This is a genomic window from Kribbella sp. NPDC050124, assembly GCF_044460355.1.
Taxonomy (GTDB): Bacteria; Actinomycetota; Actinomycetes; order Propionibacteriales; family Kribbellaceae; genus Kribbella.
On sequence record NZ_JBITJU010000017.1, the window covers coordinates 52,244 to 64,653 of the forward strand.

At 68.4% G+C, this 12,410-nt stretch carries 7 protein-coding genes; 2 read left to right on the forward strand and 5 right to left on the reverse strand.

Annotated features, from left to right (window positions below; all coding sequences use genetic code 11):
* Positions 1–3: 3 nt before the first annotated feature.
* Genes ACIBL3_RS31360 through ACIBL3_RS31375 form a run of 4 tightly spaced genes read right to left on the reverse strand, consistent with a single transcriptional unit; the run spans position 4 to position 6,500 of the window.
* Complete coding sequence (locus tag ACIBL3_RS31360; protein WP_396357355.1) at positions 4–1,143, reverse strand: ABC transporter permease; 1,140 nt, start codon at positions 1,141–1,143, stop codon at positions 4–6.
* Positions 1,144–1,149: 6 nt separating this feature from the next.
* Positions 1,150–2,148, reverse strand: a complete 999-nt coding sequence (locus tag ACIBL3_RS31365) for an ABC transporter permease (protein ID WP_396357356.1) — start codon at positions 2,146–2,148, stop codon at positions 1,150–1,152.
* Between the two features lie 3 nt (positions 2,149–2,151).
* Positions 2,152–4,137, reverse strand: a complete 1,986-nt coding sequence (locus ACIBL3_RS31370) for an ABC transporter substrate-binding protein (protein WP_396357357.1) — start codon at positions 4,135–4,137, stop codon at positions 2,152–2,154.
* An 11-nt stretch (positions 4,138–4,148) separates the two neighbouring features.
* On the reverse strand, positions 4,149–6,500 hold the full coding sequence (locus tag ACIBL3_RS31375) for an Ig-like domain-containing protein (RefSeq protein WP_396357358.1): 2,352 nt from the start codon (positions 6,498–6,500) through the stop codon (positions 4,149–4,151).
* A gap of 223 nt (positions 6,501–6,723) precedes the next feature.
* Between ACIBL3_RS31375 and ACIBL3_RS31380 the strand changes: the two genes are divergently transcribed.
* Positions 6,724–8,523 carry a glycoside hydrolase family 127 protein gene (locus ACIBL3_RS31380; protein ID WP_396357359.1) on the forward strand — a complete coding sequence of 600 codons (1,800 nt, stop codon included), beginning with the start codon at positions 6,724–6,726 and terminating at the stop codon, positions 8,521–8,523.
* A 1-nt stretch (position 8,524) separates the two neighbouring features.
* Here the strand turns inward: ACIBL3_RS31380 and ACIBL3_RS31385 are convergent, their stop codons facing one another.
* Positions 8,525–9,529, reverse strand: coding sequence for a sugar-binding transcriptional regulator (locus ACIBL3_RS31385; protein ID WP_396357360.1), 1,005 nt, complete (start codon positions 9,527–9,529; stop codon positions 8,525–8,527).
* Between the two features lie 32 nt (positions 9,530–9,561).
* Between ACIBL3_RS31385 and ACIBL3_RS31390 the strand changes: the two genes are divergently transcribed.
* Entirely contained in the window at positions 9,562–12,390 is a 2,829-nt protein-coding gene (locus ACIBL3_RS31390) for a glycoside hydrolase family 2 TIM barrel-domain containing protein (RefSeq protein WP_396357361.1), read from the forward strand.
* The last annotated feature ends 20 nt before the right edge of the window (positions 12,391–12,410 follow it).

The following is a 12,410-nucleotide window of genomic DNA, read 5'->3' on the forward strand; positions in this document are numbered from 1 at the left end:
CTCCTACTTGTAGGGATCCGCGGCGTCGCGGAGGCCGTCGCCGACGAAGCTCATGGCCAGTACGACGACCACGACCGCGAGACCCGGCGTCAGCAGCCAGGGAGCGGTGGCGACCGCGCGGATGTTCTGCGCGCCTTCGAGCAGCACACCCCAACTGACGGCCGGCGCCTGCAGGCCGAGGCCGAGAAAGCTCAGGCTGGTCTCGCCGAGGATCATCCGCGGCACCGCCATCGACACCGACGCGATGATGTGGCTGGCGAACGACGGCACCATGTGGCCGACGATGATCCCGCGCTGGCCGACGCCGTCCAGCCGCGCGGCCATCACGAAGTCCTCCTCGCGCAGGCTGAGGAATCGGCCACGGACGTCGCGGGCCAGCCCGGTCCAGCCGATCAGCGAGAGGATCACCGTGATCGCGAAGTATCTGGTCAGTGGCCCCCAACTGTCCGGCAGCGCCGCCGACAACGCCATCCACAGCGGCAGCGTCGGGATCGACATGATGAACTCGATGACGCGCTGGATCGCGTTGTCGATCGGACCACCGAAGTACCCGGAGATGCCGCCGATCAGGATGCCGAGCACGAAGCTGGCGGCCACCCCGACCAGGCCGATCGACAGCGACACCTTGGCGCCGTGGATCAACCGGGACAGCAGGTCGCGGCCGGACTGGTCGGCGCCGAGCAGGAAGAACGGGTCGCCCTTCGTGGTCGGGCCGATCAGGTGGATGTCGGACGGGATCACGCCGAGCACCTTGTACTCGTCACCGCGGACGAACAGGCCGACGTCGACGATCTTGTTCTTGTCGACGGTGAAGGTCTGCTCGAACGTCTCCTGGTCGCGGGTCGACGAGTACCCGTACACGAACATGCCGTGCTCGGTGGAGATGTGCACCCGTTGCGGCGGCGCGTACGGCAGGGACGTGTGCGCGGAGTCGCTCGCCGCCGGCGCGAAGAAGCCGCTGAAGACCGCGATGAAGTAGATCGGCACCAGCACGATCAGCCCGATCAGCGCCAGCCGGTGCTTGCGGAACTGGCGCCACATCAGCCGCCACTGCGGCAGCGCGCCGTGGTCCCGCAGACTCTTCACCACCTCGGGTTCGACCGGTGGCGGCGGTGCGGGCTGTTCCTGGATTGTCTGAACCATCAGGCCCTATCCCTTCGACAGCCGGTGTCGGATCCGCGGGTCCCACCAGGCCAGCGCGAGGTCGCTGAGCATCGTGCCGATCACCGTCAGCGCGCTGAGGATGAGCACGAAGCTGCCGACCAGGTACATGTCCTGGCTCTTCACCGCGCCGAGCAGCAGCGGGCCGCTGGTCGGCAGGCTCATCACGACCGACACGATCGTCTCGCCGCTGATCAGGCCGGGCAGCAACCAGCCGACCGTGCTGAAGAACGGGCTGAGCGACATCCGGACCGGGTACTTGAGCAGCAGCTTCCACTCCGGCAACCCCTTGGCCCGCGCGGTGGCGACGTACGGCTTGTGCAGCTCGTCGAGCAGGTTGGCCCGGGTGATCCGGATCAGCCCGGCGGTGCCGGCCACGCCGACCACGACGATCGGCACCCACAGGTGCGATATCAGGTCGATCAGCTTGCCCAGGTTCCAGGCGGCGTCGGCGTACTCGGGTGAGAACAGTCCGCCGACGCTCTGGCCGAAGTACCGGAACCCGATCCACATCATCACCAGCGCGAGCATGAACTCCGGCACCGCCATCCCGATGAAGCCCAGGAAGGAGGCGGTGTAGTCACCGGGCGAGTACTGCCGCAGCGCGCTGTAGATGCCGATCGGGAACGCGATCGCCCAGACGAACAGCAGGCTGCCGATCGACAGGAAGATCGAGAGCATCACCCGGTTGCCGATCAGGCTGGACACCGACTGGTTCCAGGCGAACGACTGGCCGAGGTCACCGTGCAGGACCACCCCGGAGATCCAGGTCCAGTACTGCACGATGAACGGCTTGTCGAGGCCGTAGTGCCGTTTCAGCTCCGCGATCTGCGAGTCCGGGATGTCCTGCCCGCGGGCCTCGGCGTTCGCGATGACGGTGGTGGTGTAGTCGCCCGGCGGCAGCTTGATGACGACGAAGGTGACGAACGAGATCGCCGCCAGCGTCACGACCATCCAGACCAGCCGCCGGGCGAGGTAGTGAAGCATCGGCTACTGCCCGATCGCGAACTGCTCGGGGTGGACGATGCCGGGGGCAACGGCCTCGATCATCGTGTCCGGCACGTTGTGGAAGTCGTTCTTGGCGATGCCGTAGGTGTTCGGGACGCTGCTCAGGCCGATGTAGTAGAACTGGTCGGCCGCGATCTGCAGGATCTGCTTGCCCAGGTCCAGCGTCTTGGCCGGGTCCGGCTCCTGCCGGCCCTGGGTGAACAGCTCGAGCTGCTTCTTGACCTCGGCCGGCGGTTCGACACCTTCCTCGCCGTCGGACTGGTACCACTGCGCCCAGCCGATGCCGTACCGCGCGCTGCCGTCGTTGGTGGGCACCCAGTAGTGGTCACCACCGGTGCCGGTCGGCAGCACGAAGGTGCCTCCGGTCCAGGTCCCGGCGTCGTGGTCGTTGGCTTTGACCCGCTCCTTGGCGAGGTCCTCGCTGACCGCCTGGGTCCGCAGCTCGACGCCGACGGCCCGCCAGCGCTTCTTCACGAACTCGATCGCCTCGACGTGGTCCGGGAACGACTCGCTGACCAGCACGGTCACCGACACCGGCTTGCCGTCCGCACCCAGCCGGCGGCCGTCGGCCGCCTTCTTCAGCCCGGCCTTGTCCAGGTGCTCGTTGGCCTTGGCCTCGTCGAACTCCAGGTACTGCGTGGCGAGCTGCTCGTTGTAGTACGGCGAGTCCTTCGGCGGAGCGCAGTTCCACGGCTCCCCCTGGCCGGCGTACACCGCGTCGATGATCTCCTTGCGGTTGATCGCGTACGACAGGCCGATCCGGAAGTCCTTGTTCGCGAACAGCGCCCGCTTCACCGGGTTCTTGTGGGTCTGGTTGATGCCGATGATCATCGTGTTGGTCAGCTGGGTCGGCACCTCGAAGATCCGGTACCCGCCCTTCTCCCGGTTCTGCGCGACGACCGGCTTGTTCTGCGCCGTCCCGAAGTTGCGGTACTGCATGCCGAACTCGCCGTTCATCACCTTGAGCAGCTCGACTTGCGCGTCCTGGACGACCTCGACCCGGCAGGCGTCGATGTAGGGCAGTTGGCGGCCGGCGTCGTCGACCTTCCAGTAGTACGGGTTCCGGGTCAGGGTGACCGCGGAGCCCTTGCCGAGCGGGGTGACGACCTTCCACGGCGCCAGCGTCGGCTGGTCCGGGTTCGTCCACGGGTTCTGCTTCTGCGAGAACAGGTCCGTCCAGCTGCCGACGCCGGCCTTCCTCGCCAGCGCGTTCGCGTTCGGGTTGTACTTGAGGTGGAACTGCTGGAAGTAGTGCTTCGGCAGCAGCATCCCGTACGCGCCCTCGCGCAGGAAGATGCCGTCGGCGATCTGGATGATGAGCGACGGCTGCGGCGCGGTGTAGGTGAGGGTGACGGTCCGCTCGTCGGTCTTCTCGATCTTCGCGATCTTGCCGGTGTCCGGCGAGGCGAAGGCGTCGTAGATGCCGTCCGGGTGCAGACCGGCGTCGCACTGCACCTCGAGCAGCGTGAACAGCAGGTCGTCGGCCGTACAGGGCTTGCCGTCGGACCACTTCAGGCCCTCGCGGAGCTTGAAGGTGATCACCTTGCTCTCGGCATCGACCGTGAACTCGGCGACGTTCGCTTCCATCTCGTCGTACCCGGGCTTGCCGGTCTTGTCCGGCTTCCAGCGGACCAGCGGCTCGTACGCCAGGGCGTTCCACAGCCACTGGGTGTCCTCCTGGGTCAGCATCGCCGAGCGCCAGGTTCCGCCGAACACGGCCTTGCCGGCCAGCGGTTTGATGACCGGCGGGTTCTTCGGCAGCCGCTCGGCCAGCGGGGGCAGCGTGCCCTTGTCGACCAACGCCTTCAGCATCGGCGACTCCAGCTGGTCGGCCGCGGCGGCTTGGGCGCCGGTGCCGGCGGGCTTGGTGTCGAGGAAGCTGCAGCCCGGCACAGTGGCCGCCACCAGCATCCCGAGACCGCCCTGCAGCACCCGTCGCCGGTCGATCTTTCGTAGTTCCTGGGACATCGTCACTTTCCTCACTGCTCGACCGTGATGTTGCTGAACTGCGCGGTCCCGTAGTCGACGAGGCCGTTGTCCTCCTTGCCCCCGTCGACCGCGAAGCCGATGTAGAAGGTCCGGCTCGGCATCGCGATCCGCTCATAGCCGAAGCGGTCCCACTTGACCTTGTCCGTAGAGATGAAGGCCTCGAACTCGACCTCCCGCGCCTGCGGGCGCTCTCGCCGGAGCAGCCGCAGCCAGTACTGCTTGGTGGGATCGAGGTACTCGTCCTCGGTCCACGGCCACGGCCCGACACTGGGCGACGGGCCGTCGGTCTGGATCCGGATCGCCTGCGCCTTCATGCCGCCGTCGTCGGTGACCCCCGATACGCCACCATCGTCGCCGACCGTGCCGGTGCCGCCGGCCACGCCGAACCCGATGCCGCCGTACATGAACGGCGCCGTCTGATCGAGGCTGTCGCGGATCATCAGGCCGGCGGTCAGACCGTTGGCCACCTTGGTGATCTTGTCCAGCCGGGCGGTGATCTGGGCGACCGAGCCGGCGCCGCCGACCTGGAGCTTGCGGTACACGTAGTGGAAGTTGCTGCCGCGCCCGAGGATCCGGCCGGATCCCTTGACCGTCAGGATCCCGCCGTCGAGGCTGCCTGATCCGGGCACCGGCGGCTTGCCGATCGCGGTCGACGTCCAGCCCGGCGTACCGGCCTGCACGTTGACGTGCACCGGCACCTGGGTCGACTGGGTCGCCGTACCGTTGCGGTCGGTGGCCCGCGCGGTCAGCCAGTAGGAGCCGTCCGCAACGTTCTTCCACTCGATCCGGTACGGCGCCATGGTCGCGGCGCCGATCAGCTGGTCGCCGTTGAAGAACTCGACCTTGGCCAGTTCGCCACCCTTGTCCGCGGCGGCCGATGCCTCGATCGTGACGGTCGGCGCGGTCCGGGCCGCGACGACCTCGTTGAACTTCGGGCTGGTGAGCTGCACCGCCGGGTTGCCGACCGGGTCGGGCACGATCGAGTTGAGGTAGTTCTCCAGGTTGGTGTAGCCGTTCGGGGCGATCTTCTGGGCGTCGGACGGGTCGTTGGGGTCGAGGCCGTTCGCCTTCTCCCACCAGTCCGGGATGCCGTCGTGGTCGGAGTCGACCGGCGCCTCGGTCTGGGCCAGCTCCGGGAAGCCGCCGACCTCCTTTTGCGAGTTGATCAGCCGGCCGGTGCCGTTGCGGGCGTCGTTGACGATCCGCGCGTCGGCGGCGTCGCGTCTCGGCAGGATGGCGCCGGCGTTCTTCAGCACGGCGTCGTACGCCTTGGCCGCGGACTGCGTCTCGAGCTCGTCGGCGAACGGCAGCGGCTGGGGCAGCTCGTTGATCCCGCCGATCGGGTACCGGATGCCGCGCCGGTTGTGGGTGGTGACGTCCGGGTGGCCTTCGACCTGGTTGCCCGAGACGTGCCACTGGCCGCCGCGGTTCGCGCTCAGGATGACCGGGGCGACGTCGCCCAGCGTGCTCGGGCCGGGCTTGTAGTAGTTGCCGACGATGTTGATGCCGTTGGCCCACTCACCGCCGTACACCGAGGTGTAGCCGTGGTCGTAGACCACGTTGTTGCGGTGGTCGACCTCGAGGTTGATGTTCTCGGTGTAGCCGAACCGCGGCTGCCGGCCGCCCTGGTGGGCGATCAGGTTGTGGTGGTAGGTGTTGCGCTCACCACCCCAGATGCCGCCGTACCCGTGCCGGTTCTTCGGGTGCGCGGACAGCGCCAGTCCTTCGGCGATGATGCACCACTGGATGGTGACGTCGAAGTTCCCGTACGGCGACAGGCACTCGTCGACCGCCCAGCTGAACGAGCAGTGGTCGATGATCAGGTTCCGGATCTCCGGGCTGACCGAACCGGGCACGTTGGTGTTGAACGCGTCGTCGGCGGCCGCGTTGCGATCGCCGAGCCGGAACCGCAGGTAGCGGATGACGATGTCGTGCGCACCGCCCTTGACGTTGGTGCCGCGGCCGGAGACGCAGATGCCGCCGCCGGGGGCGGTCTGGCCGGCGATGGTCAGGTTGCTGCCGGCGATGGTCAGGCCGGTCTCCAGCACGATCGTGCCGGACACCCGGAAGACCACGGTGCGGTTCGAGCCGGAGACGGCGTCCCGGAGCGAGCCGGGGCCGGAGTCGTTGAGGTTGGTGACCTCGTAGACGGTTCCGCCGCGGCCGCCGGTGGACCACTTGCCGGCGCCCTCGGCGCCGGGGAAGGCCGGGACCCGGTCCTCGGTGGACACGGCCTTCGCGGCGTGCGCCGGAACCGTGATGCCCAGGGAGGCGGCGGCTCCGACGGCGGCGGAGGTGGCGACGAACCCGCGACGGGTCCAGCCGGTGGATGCTTCGGTCATCGTCCATGCCTCACTTTCGGCAGGGGGCGGCTGCTGTGCCAGATTCTGAATATCTAGTCAGCTTCGAATGGAACGACGGCCTCATGGTCACGGAGGTTACGAGGCGATGTCAAGAGCGTGACTCCTGGTTTCCGCAATCGTTTGCAGCCAGAGACTTCCGAGGCGGCAATCGTTTGCACTGAAGTCTTGCCTGCAACTCGTTCGCAGTGGTTGGCTGTCGGCCATGCCTCTGCGACCACTGTCCCTCGGGGACGCGCGCATCACCGGCGGGTTCTGGCGGGAACGTCAGGAGATCAACCGGAACTCGACGATTCCAGCCGCCGCCCGGCGACTGGAGGAGGCCGGCACTTTGCGAAACCTGCGACGGGCCGCCGGGCATGAGCCGATCGGGGATGGGTTCGTCGGGAAGCTCTTCGCCGACACCGACGTCTACAAGTGGCTCGAAGCGGTTGCGTGGGAGCAGACGCGACTGCCGTCTGCCGAGCTCACCAACTGGCAGACCGCGGCCAGCGCGTTGGTCGCGTCGGCGCAGGAGCCGGACGGGTATCTCAACAGCTACGTGCGCCTGGTCCTCGGTGGGGAGCGGTTCGGAGACCTCGAGAAGGGCCACGAGCTGTACTGCGCGGGCCATCTGCTGCAAGCCGCCGTCGCGCAGTCACGCGCGACCGGGGACCGCACCCTACTGGACGTCGCCACCCGCTTCGCCGATCTGCTCTGCAAGACCTTCGGGCCTGGGCGGCTGGAAGGGATCGACGGGCATCCGCTGATCGAGATGGCGTTGGTCGAGCTCTACCGGGAGACCGGCACCACGTCGTACCTGGAGCTGGCGTCGTACTTCGTCGAGGCTCGAGGTCACGGGCTGCTGCAGCCGCCGGGTCACCACGGACCGGCGTACTTCCAGGACCACCTGCCGGTGCGGGAAGTGCGGACGCTGACTGGTCATGCGGTGCGGGCCTTGTACCTCGCCGCCGGCGCCACCGATGTCGCGGTTGAGACCGGCGACACCGAGTTGCTGGAGGCGCTGCAGGCGACCTGGGCGACGATGGTCGAGAGTCAGCTGTACCTGACTGGCGGGGCCGGGTCTCGTTGGTACGGCGAGGCGTTCGGCGACCCGTTCGAGCTGCCGCCGGATGCGGCGTACTGCGAGACGTGCGCGGCGATCGCCAGCGTGCAGTGGAGCTGGCGGCTGCTGCTCGCGACGGGTGAGAGCAAGTACGCCGACCTGATCGAGCGGACGCTCTACAACGCGGTGATCTCGGGCGTCTCGTTGACCGGTGGCGAGTTCTTCTACGTGAACACGTTGAAGGTCCGCCAGCACGCGTTCGCCGACGATCAGCGGTCCGCGGTGGCGGGCCGGCAGCCCTGGTTCGGTACGGCGTGCTGCCCGCCGAACGTGATGCGGACACTCTCGTCCCTCGACCAGCTCGTCGCGACGTCGGACGACGACGGGGTGCAGGTACACCTCTACGCGCCCGCGTCGGTGCGGGCGGACCTTCCCGCTGGACGGGTCGGCTTCGAGGTGCAGACGCAGTATCCGTGGCACGGCAGGGTGTCTATGCGGGTGACCGAGTCACCCGAGGAGCCGTGGACGCTGGGGCTGCGGATCCCGGCCTGGGCCTACGGCGGCACGGTCGCGGTGAACGGCGTGGAGCGTCCGGCGGGACCGGCGGGGCGACAGCTCCCGCTCCGGCGACAGTGGGCCGTTGGTGACGAGGTCGTGCTGCAGTTGCCGGTGGAGGCACGTCGTACGCTGCCGGACGATCGCGTGGACTCGGTGCGGGGTTGTGTGGCGATCGAGCGGGGACCGTTGGTGTACTGCTTCGAGCAGCTCGACCAGGACGTCGTACTGGATGAGACGCCTGTGCTCGCTGGGGAGCTGGTCGAGCAGGAGCGGCCGGAGCTGCTCGGTGGGGTGACTAGAGTCGAGGTGCCGGCGCGGGATGGGACGTTGACCGCGATCCCCTACTACGCGTGGGCCAATCGCGACGTCGGGCCGATGACTGTGTGGATCGATGCCCGTTAGGTCAGTCCGCTGCCAGGCGCTCGGCGACCGTGCGGTCGGTGATGAGGACGTCGACCCAGCGTCCGAGGAGGGCTGCGCGGATGGCGGCGTACTTGCGCATGCCGCCGGCGACACCGACGCTGCGGACGTCGTCGCTGCGCACCTGAGCCGCCGAGAGGCCGAGCACGCGCTGGTCGAACTCGGACCGGATCGGCTTGCCCTCGTCGTCGAAGAACCGCAGGCAGATGTCGCCGACCGCGCCCTGGTCCTGCAACACCTTCTGCTCCTCGGGAGTCATCGCGTTGCCGCTCTCCCGGAGCAGTGGCGACGGCTCCAGGCTGCCGATCCCGACCAGCAGCAGGGTCAGCCTGGACCAAGCCGCCATGACTTCGCTGACCACCGGGTCCTTCACCAGCGTCCGGCGGGCGCTCACGCTGCCGACCAGACCGGGCACCGGCAGCAGGACCGGTGCGGCGCCGGTGAGGTCCGCCAGCCGGCCGATCAGCCGGGCGGCGCGTGCCTGGGCAGCCGGGTTGCCGACGCCGCCGAGCACCTGCACGACCTCCTCGGCGACCTGCGTCGGCCGCGGTGTCATCGACTCGACGGTCGCGAGCAGCGTGGAGCTCCACGACGAGATGCCGATCCGGTCACCGCCGGTGAGCGTGGTCTCCAGGTACACCGCCGCGGCTGCGCCCAGCGCCGGGATGATGTGCGCGTCGTCCTCACCGCTGGCGTCGACCACGATCACCTCGCGCAGTCCGTACCGCTGCTCGACCGCGTCCTCCAGCTCGGTGTGCACGCCGCTCGGCGGGATGACGACCGTACGCACGATGCCCGCGACCACGGCCTGCTTCAGCAGCCGGGACACCCGCGGCTGCGAGATGTGCAGCTGCGCGGCGATCTGCGGCTGGCGGACGCCCTGCTCGTGGTAGAGCTTCGCGACCTTGGTCAGCAGTCGCAGGTGATCCGCCGACGGCTGCCGCCGGCCGACCGGTCGCGGCCCCTGTCCAGCACTCGCCGTCGTCATGCCAAGCATGCTAACCGCATCGGAAGGATGTAATGACGTACTACGAAGACCCCGGACCTGGGTACGGCGTGCTGCCGCCGCGGGCTGCTGTGCGTTCCGACGTACCCGCGATCAGCCTGAACGGGAGCTGGCGGTTCCACTACGCGGAGTCCGTGGGCGAGGCCGGGTTCGAGCGGGTGGATTTCGACGATTCGGACTGGGACTCGATCCCGGTGCCGTCGAGTTGGCCGATGCACGGGTACGGGCGGCCGATCTACACCAACCAGCCGTATCCGTTCCCGGTCGATCCGCCGTACGTGCCGGACGAGAACGGGACCGGGGACTACCGGCTGGAGTTCGACGCGCCGTGGGACGGTCCTGCGGTACTGCGCTTCGACGGCGTCGACTCGTGTGCGCGGGTGTGGCTGAACGGCGTGGAGCTCGGGGTGACGCGCGGGAGCCGGCTGCCGAGCGAGTTCGACGTCAGCTCGGTACTGCGGGTGGGGCGGAACGTGCTGGCCGTCCGGGTGCATCAATGGTCGTCGGGGAGCTACCTCGAGGACCAGGACATGTGGTGGCTGCCGGGGATCTTCCGGGACGTGACGCTGCTGGCGCGCCGGTCCGTGACGGACGTGTTCGTGCACGCGGACTACGACCACCGGACCGGCGCCGGGACGCTGCTCGTCGAGTCCGTGCCGGGCGCAGTCGTGCGGGTGCCGTCGCTGGGGGTCGAGGTTGCTGCGGGTGAGTCGGTGACCGTGGCTGACGTGGAGCCGTGGTCGGCGGAGGTGCCGCGGTTGTACGACGCGGTCGTCGAGACGCCGGACGAGACGGTGTCGCTGCGGATCGGGTTCCGGACGGTGGCGATCGTGGACGGGGTGCTGACGGTCAACGGGCGGCGCCTGCTGTTCCACGGGGTGAATCGGCACGAGCACGATCCCGTGCTGGGTCGCGTCGTACCGGAGCATCGGTTGCGGCAGGAGCTGCTGGTGATGAAGCAGCACAACATCAACGCGATCCGGACCAGTCACTATCCGCCGGACACGCGGTTGCTGGAGTTGTGCGACGAGCTCGGTTTCTGGGTGATGGACGAGTGTGACTACGAGACGCACGGGTTCTTCCTGCTCGGGTGGCGCGGGAATCCGGCCGACGATCCTGCGTTCGAGGCCGCGTCGGTGGATCGGATGCGGCGGCTGGTGGAGCGGGACAAGAACCACCCGTCGGTGATCATGTGGTCGCTCGGGAACGAGGCCGGCGTCGGGCGGAACCTGACCGCGATGGCGTCGTGGACGCGGGAGCGCGATCCGTCGCGGCCGGTGCACTACGAGGGTGATCTCACGTGTGCGGACGTTGATGTGTACAGCCGGATGTACACCTCACACGCGGAGGTGGAGGCGATCGGGAAGCGGGCCGAGAAGCCGCTGGAGGATCCTCGGCTGGATGCGCGGCGGCGGGAGATGCCGTTCGTCCTGTGCGAGTACTCGCATGCCGGGGGCAACGGTCCCGGCGGGCTGCCGGAGTACGAGGAGCTCTTCCACCGCTACGAACGCTGCCAGGGCGGTTTCCTCTGGGAATGGATGGACCACGGCATCCGCCGTCCAGACGGAAGCTACGCGTACGGCGGCGACTTCGGCGAAGAACTCCACGACGGCAACTACGTCCTCGACGGCCTCGTCTTCCCCGACCTGACTCCCAAGCCGGTGTTGCTGGAGGCCCGCAAAGCCTTCGAGCCGGTTCACTTGACGGCGTCCGACGGCGTACTGCTCATCACCAACAGGTACGACGTCGCGGACACCAGCCACCTCACCCTGCTCTGGGAACTGGCCGACGAGGGTGAGCCGATCGCCCGGGGCAACCTGGACATGCCGGTGATCACCCCAGGTGGCGAGGCGACTGTCGTGCTGCCCTCCCTTCCCGCCCAAAACCGCGAACGCTGGCTCACCATCCGAGCCGTCCTACGCGCCGATACCCCATGGGCACCCGCAGGCCACGAAGTGGCCGCCACACAGGCAAAAGTCGCGGCCGACATTGCGTCTTCTCCTCGCGCCGCCGTCCGGCCGGGACGGCCGGACGGCGGCGGGATCTCGTTGGGACCGGGCCTTTTCTGCGAGCGGAGTGGGCGTCTGCTTCGGCTGGGGGCTTGGGAGGTGGAGCATGTGCCATTGGAGCTTTGGCGGGCGCCTACCCAGCACGATGCTCGGACCTGGGATGCGACGTCGCTTGACCGGAAGACTCGGTGGGCCAACGCCGGGTTGGATCGACTCCGGTATCGGACTGTGGCGGTCGATGTCGACGCAGAGGCGGCGGTGGTGCGGACGATGGTGGGGGCCGCGGCGACAGATGCTCGGGTGCTCACCACGTATCGGTGGACGTCTGACGTGGAGCGGCTCACGGCTGAGGTTGAGGTCGAGCCGGTGGGTGAGTGGGAGGTCCCCTGGGCTCGGGTGGGGGTGACGTTGGGCCTGCCGGCGGGGTTCAGAGACATGACCTGGTTTGGGTTGGGGCCCGGGCAGGGGTATCCGGATGCCCGGGCGGCGGCTCGGGTCGGGCGATACACGTCTACGATCGACGACCTGCAGGTGCCGTTCATCTACCCGCAGGAGAACGGCGCCCGCGCCGACGTACGGTGGGCCGAGCTATCCGGGACCGCAGGCACACTGAAGCTGACCGGCGATCCGCACCTGGCCTTGACGGTACGCCGTTGGACCACAGCCGACCTGGCCGCCGCCGGGCACCGCGAAGATCTGGTACCCAGCGACCGCGTGTGGCTGACTCTGGACGCGCTGCAGCACGGCCTCGGCAGTCCGACCAGCGGCGCCCCGATCCTGCCCCCGTACGATTTACAGCCACGCCGACACCGCTTCCGCTTCACCCTGACCTGAACGGCGCTGCGCCAGACTGA